The following is a 23989-nucleotide window of genomic DNA, read 5'->3' on the forward strand; positions in this document are numbered from 1 at the left end:
GCGTCCGGTGTGACCCGGCACGTCCGCGTGCCTGCTCGCCCATACTTCTGGAGGTACCCCCATGTCCCGTTGCGACGGAGACGTCCTTCCCCTGACCGCGGCCCAGCGGGAGATCTGGCTCGCCGAGCAGAGCTCCCGGACACCGATCCCGGGCTACCGAGTCGGTGAGTGCCTGGAGATCCACGGACCGGTCGACGCGGAGTTGTTCGAAGCCGCGCTGCGCCGGGTGGTCGACGAGGTCGACGCCCTGCACGTGACCTTCGTCGACGACGGTGAAGGCCCGTGCCAGATCCTCCGCGAGACCTGGGACTGGGCGCCCGTCCACCTCGACCTCGGCGCGGAGCCGGATCCCCGGGCGGCGGCCATGAAGTGGATGGAGCGGGACCTGGCCCGTCCGTTGGACCTCTCCTGTGATCCGCTGTTCGGCCATGCGCTGATCCGGCTGTCGCCGACCGAGTTCCTCTGGTACCTGAACTACCACCACGTGGTGCTGGACGCGATCAGCAGTTCCATGGTCCGGCAGCGGGTCGGCGAGGTGTACTCGGCGCTGGCGAGCAACGGTGTCGTCCCGCCCTGCCCGTTCGGATCGCTGCGGGACCTGGTCGACAGTGACGCTACCTATCGCTCGTCCGCCGCCTTTACCGCCGACCGCTCCTACTGGACGGAGCGCTTCACCGATCTGCCTGCTCCGACTCGGCTCACCGACACGTCCGTGACCGACCCGCACCGGGCCCTGCGCGTGGCGGGGGAGCTGGAGCTGCGGAGCCCCGAGGCACTGCGGGCGGCGGCGAGCCGGGTCGGTGTCAGGTGGTCCCGGGTGGTGGTCGCGGCGACGGCCCTCTATGCCCACCGGCTGAGCGGTGCACAGGACGTCGTGCTCGCCCTCCCCGTCACTGCCCGACGGGGATCCGACCGCGACCTGATGTCGGTGCCCGGAACGATGTCCAACGTGGTGCCCCTACGGCTCACCGTGCGGCCGGACATGACGTGGGGCGATCTCGTCGCCCACGTGGCCCGAGAGGTCGAATCGGCCGTCGCGCACGAGCGCTATCGCAGCGAGGACCTGCTGCGCGACCTCGGCGCGCCCGGCAGTATCGGAACCGCATTCCCGCTGATTGTCAACATCATGGCCTTCAACGCCCGGCCGAGCTTCGCCGGGCATCCCGCCTCGGTTCACCACTTCGTGTCAGGGTCGACCACCGACCTGGCAGTCTGGGTTTTCGACTACCGGGACGGCAACGCTCCGCTCCTCCGGCTGCACGGCGCTCCGGAGACGTACGGCGACGACGACCTCGCCGCGCACCAGCAGCGGCTGCTCGCCCTGCTCGACACTGTCGCCGACTTCGACCCGAATGAGGCGGTCGGCCGGATCGGCCTGATCACGGCCGAGGAGCACCGCGAGGTGGCCGCCCTCGGCACCGGACCGACAGCAGCGGTTGCGACCGCGAACCTACCGGAGCTGTTCCGGGAGCACGCCCGAGCGACTCCGGACCTGGTCGCCCTGGTGTGCGGCGACGTCTCACTGACTTACGCGGAACTCGACGCACGGGCAAACCGGTTGGCATACGCGTTGCTGGCGCGGGGCGCGGGGCCCGAGCGATTGGTGGCGGTGGCGTTGCCGAGGTCCGCCGAGCTGGTCATGGCGATCCTCGCAGTACTGAAAACCGGCGCCGCCTACGTCCCGGTCGACCCCGAATACCCGGCCGCCCGCATCGCCTACTTGCTCGACGACGCCTCCCCCGTCCTTACCGTCACCAATACTTCCGTCGCAGGCCACCTGCCCGACGGCGGCACGACTCCCCGACTGGAGCTCGACGACCCCGAAACGGCCGCCCTGGTGGCGGGCTGCCTCGTCTCGGACCCGATGCCGGCCGTCGATCCGAGCCACCCGGCGTACGTGATCTACACCTCCGGTTCCACCGGCAAGCCCAAGGGCGTGGTGGCGACGCACGGCGGCCTCCTCGACCTGCTCACCGACCACAGGCTTGTGCAGTTCGCGTCGCTGCTTGAGGACCGGCGCCGGTTGAGGGTGGCACTGACCACGTCGGTGTCGTTCGACGCTTCCTGGAACCAGTTGATGGCCCTCTTCGCCGGCCACGAGCTGCACGTCCTGGACCATGCGACCTGGACCGACCCGGACGCCTTCGTCGACTACGCGGCGTCCTGCGGGCTGGACTACGTCGAGGCCACCCCCTCCTACCTCAGCGTCCTCGTCGCCCATGGCCTGCTGGACGATCCCCAGCGCAGCCCGGCGCTGGTCGCGGCCGGCGGCGAGGCCCTACCCGACCAGCTCTGGCAGCGGTTGCGGGCCGCCGACGGGGTCTCCTGCCTCAATCTCTACGGACCCTCGGAGTGCACCGTCAACTCGGTGGCCGCACCGACGGCATCGAGCCCGCGTCCGGTCATCGGGCGCCCCGTCACCAACGCCCGGCTGTACGTGCTCGACGGTGCCCTGCGACCGCTGCCGGCCGGCGTTCCGGGCGAGCTGTACATCGCCGGCGCGGGGCTGGCGCGGGGCTATCTGAACCGACCCGGCCTGACCGCGGGACGGTTCGTGGGTGACCCGTTCGGGCCGGACGGCTCGCGGATGTATCGCACCGGTGACCTGGTGCGATGGAACCTGGAAGGAAACCTGGAGTTCCTCGGCCGCACCGACGACCAGGTAAAGATCCGCGGATTCCGCATCGAGCTGGGCGAGATCGAGACGGTCCTCGCCGAGCACCCGCAGATCGCACGGGCCGCGGTCGCGGTGCACACCGACGAGGACCCCCTGCTGGTCGCCTACGTCGTCCCCACCGCAGGACAGGCCGTCGAGGCGGACGCGATGCGGGCCCCGCTGCGGGAGCGGCTGCCCGAGCACATGGTGCCGTCGACGATCGTGGTGCTGGACGCGCTTCCGCTGACCCCGAACGGCAAGCTCGACCGGCGCGCACTTCCGGCTCCTGGGCGGCAGGCCGCCGCCCCGACCGGCCGTGCAGCGCGCACCGGGGTGGAGCACCTGCTCTCCGGGCTGTTCGCCGAGGTGCTGGGACGGCCGCAGGTCGGTGTGGACGACGACTTCTTCGACCTCGGCGGGCACTCCCTGCTCGCCACCCGGCTGATCGCCCGGGCACGGTCCGTGCTGGGCGTGGAGCTGAGGCTGCGCGATCTGTTCGACGCACCGACGGTGGCGGAGCTGGCTGCCGCGGTGGACGTCGCGGGACGGGCGCGCCCGGCGCTGGTGCGGCGCGGGCGGCCCGAAACGGTCCCGCTGTCCTTTGCGCAGCGCCGACTGTGGTTCCTGCACCGCATGGAGGGGCCGAGTGCCACATACAACATCCCTCTGGCTCTGCGACTGTCCGGAGGCCTGAACCAGCATGCCCTGCAGGCCGCCCTGTCGGACGTGGTCGAGCGGCACGAGAGCCTGCGCACCGTCTTTCCGGTGGTCGACGGCGCACCGTGCCAGCGGGTACTCGACATCGACGCGGTACGGCCGCTGTTGCGGGTGACGGAGCTCGGCGAGCGCGACCTGCCGAACCGGCTGACGGAAGCGGCACGGTACGGCTTCGAGCTCTCCGAGGAGCCGCCGCTGCGCGCCGAGCTGTTCCGGCTCGACGCCGACAACCACGTACTGCTGCTGCTGGTGCACCACATCGCCGGTGACGGTTGGTCGACGGGCCCGCTCTCACGGGACTTGGCGACTGCCTACGCGGCCCGCAGCGAGGGGGCGAAGCCGGAGTGGTCACCGCTGCCGGTCCAGTACGCCGACTACACCCTCTGGCAGCAGGACCTGCTGGGTGACGGCACCGACCCGGATAGTCTGCTCCACAACTCCCTCGCCTACTGGCGCCAGCGGCTCGCGGGTCTGCCCGAGCAGGTCGAGCTGCCCTTCGACCGGCCCCGGCCGGCGGCAATGTCCTACCGGGGCGCCCAGCTTCCGGTGCGCATCGACGCCGAGCTGCACCAAGGCGTGCGCGAACTCGCCCGTGACAGCGGAGCCAGCCTCTTCATGGTGCTCCAGGCCGGTCTTGCCGCCCTGCTGGGCAAACTGGGGGCCGGCACCGACGTACCGATCGGTACTCCGATCGCGGGGCGCACCGACGAGGCCCTGGATGACATGGTCGGCTTCTTCGTCAACACCCTGGTACTGCGCACCGACCTGTCCGGTGACCCGTCGTTCACCGAACTGCTGGGCCGGGTGCGCTCCGACTCGCTGGCCGCGTACACGCACCAGGAGGTGCCGTTCGAGCACCTCGTCGATGCGCTGAACCCGACCCGCACGCTTGCGCACCACCCGCTGTTCCAGACCATGCTCACCCTGCAGAACGCTCCGTCCGGCGCCTTCGACCTGCCGCAGCTGCACGTGTCGACCGACCTGGTGAACACCGGAACGGCCAAGTGCGACCTGACCTTCGTCCTGGCCGAACAGCCCGAAACGAACGGGTTGTCGGGCGTGGTGGAGTACAGCACCGACCTGTTCGACGCCGCCACCGTCACCGGCATCGTCGAACGGTGGCTGCGGCTGCTGCGCGCCGTCGTCTCCGACCCCGGCCGACGGATCGGCCAGGTGGACGTGCTGTCCGCCGAGGAGCTCCAGGCACTGCTGCCGGCCGGCAGCCATGGCGAGGAGCTTCCAGGGGGCAGTCTGCCCGCACTGTTCGAACGGCAGGTGCGGGCGAACCCGCACGCGACCGCCCTCACGGACGGTGTGGTCACGCTGACCTACGGCCAGTTGAATGCCCGCGCCAACCGGCTGGCGCACGCTCTGATCGAGCGGGGGGTGCGGTCGGAGCGGTTGGTGGTGCTGGCCTTGCCCCGTTCGGCGGATCTGGTCGTGGCGGTGCTCGCGGTCCTCAAGGCCGGCGCCGCGTACGTACCGGTGGACCCGGAGTACCCGGCCGCCCGCATCACCTATCTGCTCCAGGACACCCAGCCCTCGCTGCTCGTGACCACGAGCCGAACCGGTGAGCTGCTGCCGGGGGCGGAGCACGTGGACCGGTTGCTGCTGGATGCCACCGATCTGGACGGGCTGCCGGACACGGATCCGGGGGGCTTCGTCGACCCGGGTCAGGCCGCCTACGTGATCCACACCTCCGGCTCCACCGGTAACCCCAAGGGCGTGGTGGTCCCGCACCGCAACGTGGTGCGCCTGTTCGACACCACGCGGGAGCTGTTCGGCTTCTCCGATGAGGACGTATGGACCCTCTTCCACTCCTACGCCTTCGACTTCTCGGTGTGGGAACTGTGGGGCCCGCTGCTGCACGGCGGCCGCCTGGTGGTCGTGGACCACGACACCAGTCGCTCGCCCGGCCAGTTCTTGCAACTACTCGCCCGAGAGCGGGTGACGGTGCTCAACCAGACGCCGTCCGCCTTCTACCAGTTGATGCAGGCGGATGCGGAGGCCCCCAAGACCGGCAGCGAACTCGCTCTGCGAACGGTGGTGTTCGGCGGTGAGGCGCTGGAGCACACCCGGTTGGCAAGCTGGTACGACAGGCACCCGGCGGACGCGCCGCATCTGGTCAACATGTACGGCATCACCGAGACCACGGTGCACGTCACCCACACAGCGCTCGACGGCGCCGACACCGCAGCAGGCAAGATCGGCGCGGCCCTCCCGGACCTGCGGACGTACGTGCTCGACGACGGCCTGCGGCCGGTGGCCCCGGGCGTACCGGGCGAGCTGTACGTCGCGGGAGCGGGCCTGGCGCGCGGCTACCTGAACAGGCCGGGCCTGACTGCCGGGCGGTTCGTGGCGGACCCGTTCGGACCGCCGGGGTCGAGGATGTACCGCAGCGGTGACGTGGTGCGCCGCGCGGCGGACGGCAGTCTGCGCTACGTCGGCCGAGCCGACCAGCAGGTCAAGGTACGCGGCTTCCGGATCGAGCTCGGCGAGATCGAGGCTACGCTGGCCGCATACCCGGGCGTCGCCCAGGCCGCCGTCCTGGCCCGGCAGGACCGGGCCGACGACACCCGGCTGGTCGCGTACCTGGTGGCGGCCGGGGGTGCCACACCGAGCTCCGCCGACCTGCGGGGGCACCTGCGCGAGCGGTTGCCGGAGTACATGGTGCCGTCGGTCTTCGTCACGCTGGACGCGCTGCCGCTGACCGTCAACGGCAAGCTGGACCATCGGGCCCTGCCCGCCCCCGACCTCACCCCGGCAGCCACCTCCCGTGCGCCGCGCACCCCGCAGGAGCAGGTTCTCTGCGCGCTGTTCGCGGAGGTCCTCGGGGTGGCATCGGCCGGCGTCGAGGACGGGTTCTTCGACCTGGGCGGACACTCGCTGCTGGCCACCCGCCTGGCCGCCCGGATCCGCGCGACGCTCGGCGTGGAGATGCCGCTACGCACCCTGTTCGAGGCGCCGACCCCGGCGGGCCTTGCCGAAGCCCTGGCGGCGGCCGGGCCGGCGCAGGCCTCCCTTGTCCGGCGCGAGCGCCCCGACGTGATCCCACTGTCGTTCGCCCAGCGTCGGCTGTGGTTCCTCCAACAGTTGGAGGGCACGGGCGCGAACTACCACATCTCCCTGGCCTGGCGACTCTCCGGGGAACTGGACCGGCGGGCTCTGGAGGCCGCCGTGGCGGACGTGGTGACACGGCACGAGAGCCTGCGCACCGTCTTCCCGACGGTGGACGGCGTGCCGCACCAACTGGTGCTGGACGGGGAGGCAGCCGAACCACGGCTGCCCGTGAGCCGGACCACCGAGGCCGGGCTGCCCGCACTGATGGAGGCGGCCAAGCACCAGCGGTTTGACCTGGCCGTGGATGTACCGCTGCGGGCCGAGCTGTTCGAGCTGGCGCCGGACGAACACGTCTTTCAACTGGTCCTCCACCACATCGCCGGCGACGGCTGGTCGCTGGGCCCGCTCACGCAGGGGCTGACCGACGCGTACACGTCGCGCCGCCACGGCGAGAAGCCGCGGTGGACGCCGCTGCCTGTGCAGTACGCCGACTACACCCTCTGGCAGCACGAGCTGCTCGGCGACTCCACCAACCGGGACAGCCTGCTCGCCGGCCAGGCGGACTACTGGACCCGGCGGCTGGCCGGTCTCCCGGAGCTCATCCAGCTTCCGACCGACCGGCCCCGCCCGGCGGCTGCTTCGCACCGGGGCGGTTCCGTGCGCGCCGGGCTGGACGCCGAGCTGCACCGCGGACTGCGAGAGCTGGCCCGCGCGCACGGGACCAGTCTCTTTATGGTGCTCCAGGCAGGGCTCGCGGCATTGCTCAGCAAGCTCGGCGCGGGCGACGACATCCCGGTCGGCAGTCCGGTCGCAGGCCGGACCGACCAGGCGCAGGACGAACTCGTCGGATACTTCGTCAACACCCTGGTCTTCCGCACCGACACCTCCGGCGACCCTACGTTCACCGAACTGCTGGACCGGGTCCGCGACACCGCGTTGGCCGGGTACGCCCACCAGGACCTGCCGTTCGAATACCTGGTCGAGGTCCTGAACCCGGCCCGGTCGCTGGCACACCACCCGCTCTTCCAGGTCATGCTGGTGCTGCAGAACGCGCCCCGGGCCGACTTCGCGCCGCCCGGGCTGCGCGTTGGCGAAATGCCTCTGGCGTCGACCACCGCCAAGCTCGATCTGATCTTCACGATGTCCGAGCGGTACGCGGACGACGGCTCCCCGCAAGGCATCGACGGGTCCGTCGAGTACGCCGACGACCTCTACGACCCGGCCACCGTCGAGACCATGATGGCGCGGTGGGAGCGTCTACTCCGCATCGCGGTCGCCGACCCCCAGCAGCGGCTCAACCGAGTCGACCTGCTCACGGCTGAGGAACATCGCGAGGCGGCGGCACTGGGCACCGGCCCGAAAACAACGCCCCCGGCCGCGATCCTGCCGGTGCTGTTCCGGGAACACGTGCGGTCAGCTCCGGACATGACAGCGCTTGTGTGTGGCGATGTGTCGTTGTCGTACGTGGAGTTGGATGCGTGGGCGAACCGGTTGGCGCATGCGTTGATGGCGCGGGGTGCGGGGCCGGAGCGGTTGGTCGCGGTGGCGTTGCCGAGGTCGGCGGAACTGGTGGTGGCGATTCTGGCGGTGCTGAAGTCGGGTGCTGCGTATGTGCCGGTGGACCCCGAGTACCCGGCCGCCCGGATCGGGTACCTCCTGGATGACGCCCGGCCGGTCATGACGGTGACCGACACCCGCACGCTGGAACGACTGCCGGAAGGGTCGGACGACCGGTTCGTACTCGATGCCCCGGAGACAGCGGCGGTGGTCGAAAGCAGGCCGCTGACGGACCCGATGGCAACGGTCGATCCGGCTCATCCGGTCTACGTCATTTACACCTCCGGCTCGACCGGCCGCCCTAAGGGTGTCGTCGCCACGCACGGCGGTCTGGCGAATCTGTTCGCCGGCCAGCGCGAGTTGATGTCCCGGGCCGGGGAGCGGCTGCGGATCGGCCTGACCACCTCGGTGTCCTTCGATGCCTCCTGTGATCAGCTGTTCGCCCTGTTCGCGGGACATGAGCTGCACGTCCTGGACCACGCGACGTGGGCCGATCCGCAGGCATTCGTCGACTACGCGGCGCGTCACAGCCTGGACTATGTCGAGGCGACCCCTTCCTACCTCGGAGTCCTGGTCGATCACGGCTTGCTGGACGGTTCCCGGCGTCATCCCTCGCTGGTGGCGGCCGGCGGCGAAGCCATCACCCCGGAGTTGTGGCAGCGGTTGCGGGCCGCCGAGGGGATTTTGTGCCTCAACCTCTATGGGCCTTCCGAGTGCACGGTCAACTCTGTGACCGCACCCGTGACGACGAGCCCGCGCCCGGTCATCGGTCGGCCCGTCAACAACGCTCGGCTTCATGTGCTCGACGGTGCTCTGCGGCCCGTGCCGAACGCTGTGGCCGGTGAGTTGTACATCGCGGGCTCTGGGCTGGCGCGCGGATATCTGAACCGACCGGGTCTGACCGCCGAGCGATTCGTGGCCGACCCGTACGGCCCGGAGGGTACGCGCATGTACCGCACGGGTGACCTGGTGCGGTGGAACGCCGAGGGCAACCTTGAGTTCCTGGGGCGTACGGACGACCAGGTGAAGGTACGCGGCTTCCGCATCGAGCTCGGCGAGATCGAGGCCGCCATCGCCAAACACCCGGGCATCGCACGCACCGTCGTGGTCGTCCGGCAGGACCAGGCGCAGGGCCCCAGGCTGGTCGCGTATGTGCAACCCACTCCCGGTGCCATGCCGCAGGCCGATGAGCTGCGGGCGCACCTGCGCGAGCAGCTGCCGGAGTACATGGTGCCGGCCGCCTTCGTCCTGCTCGACGCCCTGCCGCTGACCCCCAACGGGAAGCTGGACCGGCGCGCACTGCCCGAGCCCGACTCCACCTCGTCGACAACCCGCCAGGCGCCGCGCACTTCCGAGGAACATGTGCTCGCCAGGCTGTTCGCCGAGGTGCTGGGTCTGCCACAGGTCGGTGCCGACGAAAACTTCTTCGACCTCGGCGGACACTCCCTGCTCGCCACCCGGCTCGTCGCCCGCGTACGGGCGACGCTGGGCGTGGAGCTGGCCCTGCCGGCCCTGTTCCGTACCCCGACCGTAGCCGGATTGGCCGCCGGTCTGGGCGCCGCCGGCCGGGCCCGGCCGGCGCTGGAACCGGCGGAGCGGCCCGAACGGGTGCCGCTCTCCTCCGCTCAGCGCCGCCTATGGTTCCTGCGCCAGCTTGAGGGCGCTGAATCCGTCTACAACATGCCGCTAGCGTGGCGGCTCTCCGGTCCGCTGGACTCGGCAGCCCTCGAATCGGCGCTGGGCGACCTCGTGGACCGGCACGAAACCCTGCGTACGGTCTTCCCGGCCCGAGACGGGGTGGCGTACCAGCACGTTCTGGCCGCCGGAGAGGCGCGCCCGACCCTGTTGGTCACCCGGGCCGACGCGTCGGCCCTGCCGGACCTCCTGACCGCTGCCGCCGCGCGCGGCTTCGACCTCGGTGCCGAACCTCCGCTGCGCGCCGAAGTGTTCGAGGTCGCAGCGGACGAGCACGTGCTGCTCCTGGTGATGCACCACATCGCTGGTGACGGCTGGTCGCTCGGCCCGCTGGCCGCCGACCTGGCCACCGCGTACGCGGCAGGTGCCCGCGGTGAGGAGCCGCAGTGGGCGCCGCTGCCCGTGCAGTACGCCGACTACACCCTCTGGCAGCACGAGCTGCTCGGCGAAGCCTCCGACGAGGACAGCCTGCTCGCCCGGCAGACCGACTACTGGACGCGGACGCTCGCGGGCCTGCCGGAACAGCTCCGGCTCCCCGCCGACCGCCACCACCCGGCGACCCCTTCGAGCTCCGGCGGCCGGCTTGCGATCGAGCTGGACGCGGAACTCCACGCCGGGCTGGTCCGGCTGGGCCGCGAGCACGGCGCCAGCGTGTACATGGTGCTTCAGGCCGCCCTGGCCTCCCTGCTGGACAAGCAGGGGGCGGGTAAGGACATCCCGATCGGCAGCCTGATCGCTGGCCGCACCGACCAGGCGCTCGACGACCTCATCGGGTTCTTCGTCAACACCCTGGTCCTCCGCACGGACACCTCGGGCGATCCGACGTTCGCCGAACTGCTGGGCCGCGTCCGAGAGAGGGCGCTCGGCGCGTACGCACACCAGGACCTGCCGTTCGAGCAGGTCGTGGAGGCCCTCAACCCGTCCCGGTCGCTCACCCGTCAGCCGCTGTTCCAGGTGCTGCTGGCCCTCCAGAACGTGCCGCGCATCGACTTCGCGTTGAGCGGTCTGGCCACCGAACCCGTCCTGGTGGGGACCCCGACGACGATGTTCGACCTCGGCTTCCACCTGCTGGAACGAGGCGGCCCCGGTGCCGCCGAGGGCATTGTCGGGCGCGTCGAGTACAGCACCGATCTGTTCGACCCCGCCACCGTGGAGGCCCTGGTCTCCCGTTGGCTGCGGCTGCTGGCGGCGGTCGTCGCCGAGCCAGGGCTACCGCTGAGCCGGATCGACGTCCTTTCCGCCGAAGAACGGCACGAGCTGCTGGCCGCCCGCAACGACACGGCCCGCCCGGCCGCCGACACCACCCTGCCCGCACTGTTCGAGGAGTGGGTCCGGGTGACACCGGAGGCCCCCGCCGTCGTGTTCGAGGACACCGTGCTGTCCTACGGCGAGCTGAACCGCCGGGCCAACCGCCTGGCCCACGCGCTGATCGCGCAGGGTGTGGGCCCCGAGCAGGTCGTTGCCCTACGGATGCCGCGCTCCGCCGAGCTGGTGGTCGCCGTCCTCGCGGTGCTGAAGACGGGCGCGGCGTACCTGCCGGTCGACCCGGATTACCCGGCCGCCCGTATCGCGTACATGCTGGAGGACGCGCGCCCGGCCGTGGTGCTGGACGACCTCGCCGCCGTCACGCCGTCCGGCACGCTGCCGGAGCACGATCCGGGCGTGCGCGTGGACACGCGCCACCCGTCCTACGTCATCTACACCTCCGGCTCCACCGGCCGGCCCAAGGCCGTCGTCATGCCCGCCGCAGCACTGCTCAACCTGCTGGCGTGGCACCACAGGATTGTCGGTGGCGGACCCGGCACGCGCACCGCGCAGTTCACCGCGATCAGCTTCGACGTCTCCGTGCAGGAGATGCTGTCCGCGCTGTTGTACGGCAAGACCCTGGTGGTGCCCACCGAGGAGCAGCGCCGCAGCGCCGAACTGTTCGCGCACTGGCTGGACCGCCACCGTGTCGAGGAGCTGTTCGCGCCGAACCTTGTGGTCGAGGCGCTGGCCGAGGCAGCCGAGGAGGCCGGTCTCGACCTGCCGCACCTGCGACTGGTCGCCCAGGCCGGGGAGGCGATGCGCCTGGGCGGTGCCGTACGCCGCTTCGCCGCCCGTCGGCCGGGCCGGGTGCTGCACAACCACTACGGTCCCGCCGAAACTCACGTCATCACCGCCTACACGCTCCCCGCCGACTGCCCGCAGCCCGTACCGATCGGCCGCCCGGTCGACAACTGCCGGGTGTACGTGCTGGACGAGACACTGCGACCGGTCGCCTCCGGCGTACTGGGCGAGCTGTACCTCGCCGGAGCGGGGCTCGCCCGCGGCTACCTCGACCGGCCAGGTCTGAGCGCCGGACGTTTCGTCGCCGACCCGTACGGGCCGGCCGGCGCGCGCATGTACCGCACCGGCGACCTGGTGCGCTGGGGAGCCCACGGCGAGCTTGAATTCGCCGGCCGGGCCGACCACCAGGTCAAGGTGCGCGGCTTCCGCGTCGAGCCCGGCGAGATCGAGGCCGAGCTGACCGCGCACCCGGGCGTGTCCCAGGTCGCGGTGCTCGCCCGGGAGGACCGGCTCGTCGCGTACGTCGTCCCCCTGGACGCAGCCGGGGTGACGTCGTCGGCGCTGGCGGTGTTCCTGCGCGACCGGGTGCCGGAGTACCTGGTTCCGTCGGCGTTCGTGCTGCTCGACGCGCTGCCGCTGACACCGAACGGCAAGCTGGACCGGGCGGCGTTGCCCGCGCCGGAACCGGGCCCGGCGGCCGGCCACCGAGCTCCGCGCACTCCGCAGGAGCAGATCCTGTGCGAACTGTTCGCCGAGGTGCTGGGTCTCGCTGCGGTCGGGGTCGACGAGGACTTCTTCGAACTGGGCGGGCACTCCCTGCTCGCCACCCGGCTGGTCTCACGCGTCCGGGCGACCCTCGGGGTCGAACTGGAGCTGCGCGCCCTGTTCCTGACCCCGTCCGCCGCAGGCCTGGCGGCCGGGCTGCACGGCGCCGGAACCGCGCGGCAGGCTCTGGTGCCCCGGCCACGCCGCGAACTGATGCCGCTGTCGTTCGCCCAGCGACGGCTCTGGTTCCTCCAGCAGTTCGGGGCGCCCAGCGCCACTTATCACATGCCGCTGGCACTCCGGCTGTCCGGAGACCTTGACCGGACCGCACTGGGCGCCGCGCTCGTGGACGTCATGGCCCGGCACGAGACCCTGCGCACGGTCTTCCCGCACACCGGCGGAATTCCGCACCAGCGGGTGCTCGATACCGCCGAGGTCTCCGCCCCTCTGGCCGTGCGCACGGCCGATGAGAGCGAGCTGCCCGCGCTGCTGCGCGAGACGGCGGTGCGCGACTTCGACCTGACTTCGCAGGTGCCGCTTCGGGCGGAGCTGTTCGCGGTCGCGCCGGACGAGCATGTGCTGCTGCTGGTCATGCACCACATCGTCGGGGACGGCTGGTCCATGGGCCCGCTCGCCCGCGACCTGGCCGCCGCTTACACCACCCGGCAGGGTGGCGGGGCGCCGGCATGGCCACCGCTGCCCGTGACGTACGGCGACTACACCCTGTGGCAGCACGAGCTCCTGGGCGACGAGGACGACGCCGACAGCCTGTTCGCCCGCCAGGTCGCCTACTGGGAGCAGACACTGGCCGGTCTGCCCGAACAACTGCGCCTGCCTACCGACCGGCCGCGTCCTGCTGCCATGTCGTACAGCGGTGACGTGCTGGAACTTCGCATCGATCACGAGCTGCACACGGCGCTCGTGGAGTTGGCACGACGATCAGGGGCAACCCTGTTCATGGTGTTGCAGGCGGCGTTGGCAGCGCTGTACACGCGGCTGGGTGCGGGTACGGACATCGCGATCGGGAGTCCGGTCGCGGGGCGCACGGACGAGGCCCTGGACGATCTCGTCGGGTTCTTCGTCAACACACTGGTGCTCCGCACCGACACGAGCGGTGATCCGAGCTTCGCCGAGCTGCTGGGCCGCGTGAGGGAGACCTCGCTGTCGGCGTACGCGCACCAGGACGTGCCGTTCGAGCACCTCGTGGAGGCACTCAACCCGTCCCGCTCGCTGTCCCACCACCCGCTGTTCCAGACCGGGCTGGTCGTGCAGAACGCGCCGGGCCGCGACTTCTCGCTGCCGGGCCTCCAGGTCTCCGGGATGACTGTGTCCACCGGGACCGCGCGGCTCGACCTGACCTTCGGGTTCGCGGAGGAGTACGGTCCCGATGGCGAGCCGGCCGGGCTCAGTGGTGCGATCGAGTACAGCACGGACCTGTTCGACCGTGCGACGGTCGAGATCCTGACCGCCAGGTGGACCAGGCTGCTGGCCGCCGTCGCGGACGCGCCCGACCGGCCGATCGGCGGGATCGACCTGCTGTCCGCCGAGGAGCACGGTGTGTTGTTGCCCGCCTTGGAGGACGGACCTACCGGCGAGAGCCTGCCACGGCTGTTCGCGGCGCGGGTGGTGGCGGCGCCGGACGCGGTCGCGCTGGTCTGCGGCGAGACCGAGCTGTCGTACGCGGAGCTCGACGCGCGGGCCAACCGGTTCGCGCACGCGCTGATCGCCCGGGGTGTCGGACCGGAGCAGGTGGTGGCGGTATCCCTGCCCCGGTCGATGGAATCGGTGATCGCGGTCCTGGGGGTCCTGAAGGCCGGAGCGTCCTACCTCCCGGTGGACCCGGCCTACCCGCAGTCACGGATCGCGTACATGCTGGACGACGCCCGCCCGGCCGTGGTGGTCGACAACCCCGCCATGGTGACCGAAGGCGACTGGCCGGACACCGACCCGGACATCGCACTCGACATCCGCCACCCGGCCTACGTCATCTACACCTCGGGCTCGACCGGCCGCCCCAAGGGCGTCGTCGTGAGTCATGCCGGCGTATCGGGTCTGGTGGCGGCGCAGGTCGACCGGCTCGGCGTGGCGCAGGGCAGCCGGGTGCTCCAGTTCGCCTCGCCCAGCTTCGACGCGTCCTTCTGGGACCTGTGCAGCGCGCTGCTGACCGGCGCCGCCCTCGTACTGGCCCCCGCGGAGGCCCCGCTGGAGGCACTGACGGATCGAGGGTTGCCCGTCACACATGTGACGCTGCCGCCCTCCGCCCTGGCCGCGCTGGACGGTGCCGAACTCACGGCGACCACGCTGGTGGTGGCGGGAGAGGCGTGCCCGCCGGAACTTGTGCAGCGGTGGGCGCCCGGACGCCGGATGATCAACGCATACGGTCCTACCGAGACCACGGTGTGCGCAACCATGAGCGACCCGCTGTCCCCGGGGCCCGGCGTGCCGCCCATCGGGCGACCGGTCGCGGGCTTCGGGACGTATGTGCTCGACGAGCGGCTGCGCATCGTGCCGCCGGGCGTGCCCGGGGAGTTGTACGTCGCCGGCCCGGGTCTGGCACGCGGCTACCTGGATCGGCCGGGTCTGACCGCAGGGCGGTTCACGGCGTGCCCGTTCGGACCGACGGGCGCACGGATGTACCGAACCGGCGACCTGGTGCGGCAGCGTGCCGACGGCGACCTGGAGTACGTCGGCCGGGCCGACCAGCAGGTGAAGGTCCGCGGCTTCCGTGTCGAACTCGGCGAGGTCGAGGCCGTCCTGGCCGAGCACCCCGCCGTCGCCCAAGCCGCCGTCGCGGCCCAGGACGACCGGCTCGTGGGCTACGTGGTGGTCCGCCCTGACCTCACCGCCAGCTCCGCGGAGCTGGCGGCTCATCTGCGGGAGCGGCTGCCGGACTACCTGGTGCCGTCGGCGTTCGTCGTGCTGGAGGTGCTGCCGCTGACGCCGAACGGAAAGCTGGACCGGGCGGCACTGCCGGTGCCCGCGGACGCTCCGGCGGGAAGCGGGCGGGCGCCGCGCACGCCGCAGGAGCAGATCCTCGCCGGGCTGTTCTCGGAGGTGCTCGGCGTGCAGCGGGTCTCCGTCGACGACGACTTCTTCGAGCTGGGCGGGCACTCCCTGCTCGCCACCCGCCTGATCGCCCGGGTGCGTTCTGTGCTCGACGTGGAACTCGGACTGCGCGCGCTTTTCCATGCGCCCACCGTGGCGGGCCTGGCCGAAGCGCTGGCCGAGGCGGGCCGTGCCCGCCCAGCGCTGACCCCGTACGAGCGGCCCGAGACGGTGCCGCTGTCCTTCGCCCAGCGCCGGCTCTGGTTCCTTCACCGTATGGACGGTGCCGCCGCGACGTACCACATCCCGCTGGCGCTGCGGCTGGCCGGAACGCTCGACCGTCCCGCACTGGACCGAGCGCTGGCCGATGTGGTGGCGCGGCACGAGAGCCTGCGGACGGTATTCCCGGAGGTCGCCGGCGTACCCTGCCAGCGCGTGCTGGACCCTGCTGCGGTCCGCCTCCGGGCCCGACCGACCGAGGTGACACAGGATGAGCTGCCGAAGCGGCTCGCCGAGTCCGCCCGGCAGCCCTTCGAGCTCGCGACGGAGCCACCCCTGCGGGCGGAGCTGTTCGCCCTCGCGCCGGACGAACACGTTCTGCTGCTGGTCATGCACCACATCGCCGCTGACGGCTGGTCCACCGGGCCACTGGCCCGCGACCTGGCCGAGGCATACGCCGCTCACTGCGAGGGCCGGACGGACAGCAGGCCGACCCTGCCCGTGCAGTACTCCGACTACACACTGTGGCAGCGCGAGCTGCTGGGCGACGCCGCCGACCCGCAGAGCCGGTTCACCGAGCAGCTCGACTACTGGAAGCGGCAGCTGTCCGACCTGCCGGAGCTGCTCCCCCTGCCTGCTGACCGGCCTCGCCCGGCTGTCGCAGGCCGACACGGCGACCACGTGGGCCTGGAACTCGCCCCGGAACTGCACGCCGCACTGGCGGAGTTGGCCCGGAGCTCCGGGACGAGTCTGTTCATGGTGCTGCAGGCGGCGTTGGCGGCGCTGTACACGCGGCTGGGTGCGGGTACGGACATCGCGATCGGGAGTCCGATCGCGGGGCGCACGGACGAGGCCCTGGACGATCTCGTCGGCTTCTTCGTCAACACGCTGGTGCTGCGCACCGATACGAGCGGTGATCCGAGTTTCGCTGAGCTGCTGGGCCGGGTGAGGGAGACGGCGCTGTCGGCGTACGCGCACCAGGACGTGCCGTTCGAGCACCTCGTGGAGGCACTCAACCCGTCCCGCTCACTGTCCCACCACCCACTGTTCCAGACCATCCTTGCCGTGCAGAACGCGCCGATGGGCCGGTTCTCGCTGCCCGGCCTGGACGTCACCACCTACGCGGTCGCGACCGGCACCGCCAAGTTCGACATCGGCGTGAGCATGGTCGAGCAGTTCGGGCCCGACGGGAGCCCGGCAGGCATTGCCGGCGCGGTCGAGTACGCCACCGACCTGTTCGACCGCTCGACGGTGGCCGCTCTGGTCCGGCGCTGGACGCTCCTGCTGGAGGCTGTCGCCGCCGACCCCATGCTGCCGATCGGGGAGATCGACCTCCTCGGCGACGACGAGCGGCGCCTGCTGCTGGAGCGCGACAACGCCACCGCCCGGGACGTGGACACCGTCCCGCTGCCGCAGGCCTTCGCGGCGCGGGTGGCGGCTGCACCGGACGCCATCGCGCTGGTCAGCGGTGACGTAGAGCTGACATACGAGCAACTGAATGCCGGAGCGAACCGGTTCGCCCATGCACTCCTCGCCCAGGGGGTCGGTCCGGAGCAGGTGGTGGCGGTCTCCCTGCCGCGTTCGGTGGAATCTGTCGTGGCGGTCCTGGGCGTCCTGAAAGCAGGGGCCGCCTACCTGCCCGTGGACCCGGCCTACCCGCAGTCACGGATCGCGTACATGCTGGACGACGCCCGCCCGGCCGTGGTGGTCGACAACCCCGCCATGGTGACCGAAGGCGACTGGCCGGACACCGACCCGGACATCGCACTCGACATCCGCCACCCGGCCTACGTCATCTACACCTCTGGCTCGACCGGCCGCCCCAAGGGCGTCGTGGTCGGCCACGGGGGTGTCGCGAGTCTGGTCGCAGGACAGATCGAGCGTTTCGCGATCGAACCCGGCAGCCGGGTGCTCCAGTTCGCATCGCCCAGCTTCGACGCCTCGGTGTCGGAGATCTTCACCGCCCTGCTGGGCGGCGCCACCCTGATGCTGCCCCCCGTCGCCGATCCGGTCGCCGCCCTGACCGATCCGGGCCTCGGCGCCACCCACGTGACGGTGCCCCCGTCCGTCCTCGCCGCGGTGCCGGACGGCACCGTGACCGTCTCGACGCTGGTGGTGGCGGGAGAGGCGTGCCCGCCGGAGCTTGTGCAGCGGTGGGCGCCCGGACGCCGGATGATCAACGCGTACGGCCCCACCGAGACCACGGTGTGCGCAACCATGAGCGACCCGCTGTCCCCGGGATCCGGCAGGCCGCCCATCGGCCGGCCGATCGCCAACGCCCGTGTGTACGTGCTCGACGACCGTCTGCGGCCGGTGCCGCCGGGCGTGAGCGGGGAGCTGTACGTCGCGGGCGCGGGCCTGGCGCGCGGATACCTCCACCGGCCTGGCCTGACCGCGGGGAGGTTCGTCGCCTGCCCCTTCGGACCCGGTGAGCGCATGTACCGCACCGGCGACCTGGTGCGCCGGCTGGGCGACGGCCAGCTGGAATACGTCGGTCGCGCCGACGACCAGGTGAAGGTCCGCGGCTTCCGCGTCGAGCCCGGCGAGGTCGAGGCCGTCCTGGCCGAGCACCCCGCCGTCGCCCAGGCCGCCGTCGCAGCCCAGGACGACCGCCTCGTCGGCTACATCGTCCCGCGCCAGGACACGGCCCGGGACAGCGGCCTCGAAGCGGACCACGTGGGCGAGTGGCAGGACGTCTACGACGCCCTGCCCATCGCCCCCGACGGCGCAGCCTTCGGACACAACTTCGTCGGCTGGAAGAGCAGTTACGACGGTGGCCCGATCCCTGTCGAGCAGATGCGGGAATGGCGGGACGCGACGGTGACCCGCATCCTGGCCCTGAAGCCGCGACGGGTGCTGGAGATCGGAGTCGGCACCGGTCTGCTGCTCTCACAGATCGCACCCCGATGCGAGACCTACTGGGCGACCGACTTCTCCGCCACCGCGATCGACGCCCTGGCCGCTCAGGTCGCGAAGGAGGAGGGGCTGAACGGGCGCGTGGTGCTGCAGACCCGTCCGGCGCACGACACCGACGGGCTGCCGGCCGATGAGTTCGACACCATCGTGATCAACTCGGTGGTGCAGTACTTCCCGACCTCCGAGTACCTCGCGGACGTGATCGGGAAGCTGATGGGTCTGCTCGCCCCCGGGGGTGCGCTCTTCGTCGGCGACGTCCGCAACCTGCGGCTGCTGCGCCCGCTGGCCACCGCTGTCGAGCTGCACCGGGCCGGCGACGGCTCCGACCGCGCGGCCGTGCGCCGTGCGGTGGAGCAGGCTCTCAGGGTGGAGAAGGAACTCCTGGTCGATCCGGACTTCTTCTCCGTCCTGCGTGAGCACGGCACGGACATCGGCGCGATGGCCGTGGAGGTCAAGCGTGGCCGCCACCACAACGAACTGACCCGTTACCGCTACGACGTGACGCTGCACAAGCCGCTCGTCACCCCGGCGAGCCCGACCGCTTCCGTCGAGCTGGCCTGGGGGCACCAGATCACCGGGACGGCAGGGTTGCGCGAACTGCTCGCCCAGCCGCCGGCCGAGGTGCTGCGGATCACCGGGGTGCCGAACCGCCGTGTGGCCGGGGAAGCAGCCCTTGCCCGGGCGGTACAGGACGAGGACGGACCGCTCGCGGAACTGCTGGAGCAGTTGCACGCCCCGGAGGAGAGCAGCCTCCCCGACCCGGAGGACTTCCACACCCTCGGGCGGGAGTTCGGCCGCACGGTGGCCGTCACTTGGTCGGCCACCGCGGCCGATGCCGTGGACGTCGTCCTCACCGGCGCACTCCACGGCTCGACGTGCGAGCCGTGCCGGCCGGCCAGGGCCTCCGGCCGGTCGCTGTCCTCACTCACCAACCGCCCGGCCGGCAGCCGTGGCACCGGCGCCCTGCTCGGCGAACTCCGGGACTGGCTGCGCCGGCGGCTGCCCGACTACCTGGTCCCGTCGGCGTTCGTCGCGATGGACGCGCTGCCGCTGACGGCCAGCGGCAAGCTCGACCGCCGCGCACTGCCCGTCCCCGACCTCGGCACGGCCGCTGTCGGGCGGGCGCCGCGCACCCCCCAGGAGCAGGTCCTCGCGGAGCTGTTCGCCGAGGTGCTCGGGCTGGCACAGGTCGGGGTGGACGACAGCTTCTTCGACCTCGGCGGACACTCGCTGCTGGCCACCCGCCTGGCCTCCAGGGTCCGGGCGACCCTCGGCGCGGAGCTGGAGATCCGGACCCTTTTCGAGACCCCGACCGTGGCTGGGCTGGCAGCCCACCTGGACGGTTCCGGAGCAGCGCGGCCCGCGCTGACCGCACGGCCCCGCCAGGAGCGCCTGGAGCTGTCCTTCGCTCAGCGCCGCTTGTGGTTCCTGCACCGGATGGACGGACCGAGCGCCACTTACAACATGCCACTCGCGCTGAGCCTGACCGGTGGCCTCGACCGGTCGGCACTGCACGCCGCACTCGCGGACGTGATCGCCCGGCACGAGAGCCTGCGGACGGTCTTCCATGAGATCGACGGCGTTCCGTACCAGGTCGTGCTGAGCACCGCCCAGGCACACCCGGCGCTGCCGGTGGTCGAACTCTCCGAGAGCCGGCTGGTCGAGCGCCTGGCGAACACGGCCCGGCTCGGCTTCGACCTGGCCGCGGAGCCGCCGATCCGGGCCGAGCTGTACGCGCTCGCCCCCGGCCGGCACGTGCTGCTCGTCGTGGTGCACCACATCGCCGCCGACGGCTGGTCGATGGGACCGCTCTCCAGCGATCTCGCAACGGCCTACGCGGCGCGCTGCCGGGGCGAGGAGCCGCAGTGGTCCCCGTTGCCGGTGCAGTACGCCGACTACACCCGCTGGCAGCGCGACCTGCTCGGTGACGCCGCCGATCCCGACAGCCTGTTCGCCCGGCAACTGGCCTACTGGAAGGACGAACTGACCGGAATCCCGCAGCAGCTGCAGCTGCCCGCCGACCGGCCCCGGCCGCCGGTGGCCTCCCAGCAGGGCGACCGGGTCGTGGTCCGGCTGGACCCCGAGCTGCACCAGGCCCTGCGGGACCTGGCCACCGCGCGCGGGGCCAGCATGTTCATGGTGCTCCAGGCCGGTCTCGCCGCCCTCCTCAACCGGCTCGGAGCCGGTACGGACATCCCGATCGGCAGCCCGATCGCCGGCCGTACCGACCAGGCGCTGGACGAGCTCGTCGGCTTCTTCGTCAACACGCTGGTGCTGCGCACCGACACCAGCGGTGACCCCGGCTTCAGCGAACTGCTCGGCAGGGTCCGGCAGAAGGCGCTCACCGCGTACGACCACCAGGACGTGCCCTTCGAGTACCTCGTGGAGGTGGCCAACCCGGTGCGGTCCCTGGCCCACCACCCGCTCTTCCAGATCATGCTGGCCCTGCAGAACGCCCCCATCGGCGAGTTCGCCCTGCCAGGCCTGGAGACGGGTCACCTGGAGGCGCCGACCGGGACCTCCAGGGTCGACCTGACGTTCAGCCTGGCCGAGCAGTTCCGCCCGGACGGAGGTGCCGACGGACTGGTCGGCGCGGTGGAGTACGCCACCGACCTGTTCGACGCGCCCACGGTCGAGCTGCTGTTCGAGCGCTGGGCCCGCCTGCTGCGCGCGGCGGTCGCCGACCCCGACCGGCCGCTCAGCCAGATCGACCTCATGTCCGACGCCGAACGCCACCAGCTGCTCTACGGCTTCAACGACACGGCTGCGGAGGTGCCGTCGGCCTCGGTTCCGGAGCTGTTCGCCCGTCAGGTGCTGGCCAACCCGGACGCGGTCGCGGTCGTGACGGACGACACCGAGCTGACCTACGCGGAGCTCGACCTACGGACCGACCGCCTGGCGCGGGCGCTGATCCGTCAGGGCGTACGGCCCGAAAGGCCGGTCGCGGTCATGCTGGACCGCTCCGCCGAGCTGGTCGTGGCGATCCTTGCGGTCATCAAGTGCGGCGGCGCCTACGTACCGCTGGACCCGCGCTTCCCCTCCTCCCGGATCGACCTGATCCTGCGGGAGAGCGGTTCCGCCCTGGTGCTCACCCGTGAGGTCCTGGCCGCGCTGGAGCGGTCCGGGGGCGACGACCCGGTCGCCGTGGAAGTGGCCTGCGAACCGGCGCAGCTGGCGTACATCATGTACACCTCCGGCTCGACCGGGCGGCCCAAGGGCGTGGCCGTCACCCACCGGGACGTTGTGGGCCTGGCCCTGACACCGGAGTGGCGCGGCGGCGGACACGATCGGGTGCTGATGCACTCCCCGACTGCATTCGACCTCTCCACCTACGAACTGTGGGTGCCGCTGCTCAGCGGCGGCCGGATTGTGGTCGCACCATCCGGACAGCTCGACCTCGACCTGCTCCAGCACTCCATCGCCACGCACGGGGTGACCGGCCTCTGGCTGACCGCAGGGCTGTTCCGGCTGGTCGCGGAGGAACGCCCGGAGTTGCTGGCCGGAGTGCGTGAGGTGTGGACCGGCGGCGACGTGGTCTCGCCGGCCGCCGCTGCCCGGGTGCTCGCGGCCTGCCCCGGCATCGAGGTCGTCAACGGCTACGGGCCCACCGAGGCCACCACCCTGGCCACCTGCCACCCGGTGCGCGGTCTCGCCGAGAACGCCGCGACCGTGCCGATCGGCGGGCCTATGTCGAACATGCGGGCGTACGTGCTCGACGACCGGCTGCACCCGCTGCCGGCGGGCATGGTCGGTGAGCTGTACCTCGCGGGCACAGGTGTGGCGCGCGGCTACCTCGGCCGACCCGGCCTGACGGCTGAGCGCTTCACCGCCGACCCGTACGGGCCGGCCGGAAGTCGGATGTACCGCACCGGCGACCTCGCCTGGTGGCGTCCCGACGGCACGCTGGAGTTCGCCGGACGTATCGACCACCAGGTCAAGCTGCGCGGCCAGCGGATCGAGCCCGGGGAGGTCGAAGCCGTCCTGGCGGGCTGCCCCGGCGTCGCCCAAGCGGCCGTTGTCGCCCGTGAGGACCGGCCCGGGGACAAGCGCCTGGTGGCCTATCTGGTGCCCGCTCCGGATGCCGCACCCGAAACCGCCGAGCTGTCCGGCCGGCTGCGCCGCGAACTGCCCGACTACATGGTGCCGGCGGCGTTCGTCAGCGTGGACGCACTGCCGCTGACCGCCAACGGCAAGCTGGACCGTGCCGCGCTGCCCGCCCCCGACTACGGGGCGTCGGGCGCCGGACGCGGCCCCCGGACGCCGCAGGAGCAGCTGTTGTGCGGACTGTTCGCCGAAGTTCTCGGGCGCGAGCAGGTGGGCATCGACGAGGGCTTCTTCGACCTGGGCGGCCACTCGCTGCTGGCCGCCCGGCTGGCGTCACGGGTCCGCGAGACACTCGGCCTGGAGCTGGGGCTACGCCTGCTGTTCGAGGCGCCGACCGTGGCCGGACTCACCGAGCGCCTGGCCATGAACAACCCGGACGACGCGCTGGACGTGCTGCTGCCGTTGCGTTCGACCGGGACGGAAACACCGCTGTTCTGCGTCCACCCCGGCGGCGGCATCAGCTGGTCGTACAGCGGGCTGCTGAACCATCTCGGACCCCAGCACCCGGTCTACGCCATCCAGGCGCGCGGCCTCGGCCGCCCCGAGCCGTTGCCGAAGTCGTACGAGGAGATGGCGGCCGACTACGCCGACCACGTCCAGAAGATCCAGCCGCAGGGGCCGTACCTGTTGCTCGGATGGTCCGCGGGTGGGCTGATCGCCCACGCGCTCGCCTGTGAACTCCAGGCACGCGGCGAACGGACCGCGCTGCTTGCGGTCCTCGACGCCTACCCGGTGAAGGACGTGCGGTTCGAGGAGGAGCCCGTGCCCACCGTGCGGGACGTGCTCGTCGGCGTGCTGGACGTCGATCCGGACGAGCTGGGCGACCGCGACATCACCTACGCCGAGGTCACCGAGGTGCTGAACCGGCGGGGCAGTGCCCTGGCCGGCCTGAACGAGCGCCAGGTCGAGGTGATTGTCCAGATCATGATCAACAACGCCAAGCTGGCCGTCGACTTCGTTCCCGGCACCTACGACGGCGACCTGCTGCTCTTCAACTCCACGATCGACCGGGGCGACGACGACGCCGGTCCGGAGGTCTGGCGCCCGTACATCACGGGCCGGATCGAATCCCACGAGATCACCACCCGGCACGACCAGATGACCCGGGCCGGGTCGCTGGCCCAGATCGGACCGATCCTGGCCGCCAGGATCGCCGAGGCCACCGGCGACGCCGGTGACATCACCCTTTCCCTTCAGGAGGACTGA

The 23989-nt window shown here is 71.5% G+C and carries 1 protein-coding gene; it reads left to right on the forward strand.

Going from position 1 to position 23989, the window contains the following annotated elements; translation table 11 throughout:
* The first annotated feature begins 61 nt into the window (after nucleotides 1-61).
* Nucleotides 62-23989 (forward strand): non-ribosomal peptide synthase/polyketide synthase, encoded by a 23928-nt coding sequence (locus ACFUNE_RS11100; protein WP_383565059.1) that lies wholly within the window; start codon nucleotides 62-64, stop codon nucleotides 23987-23989.

The organism is Streptomyces sp. NPDC057287 (assembly GCF_042667905.1).
Classification (GTDB): domain Bacteria; phylum Actinomycetota; class Actinomycetes; order Streptomycetales; family Streptomycetaceae; genus Streptomyces.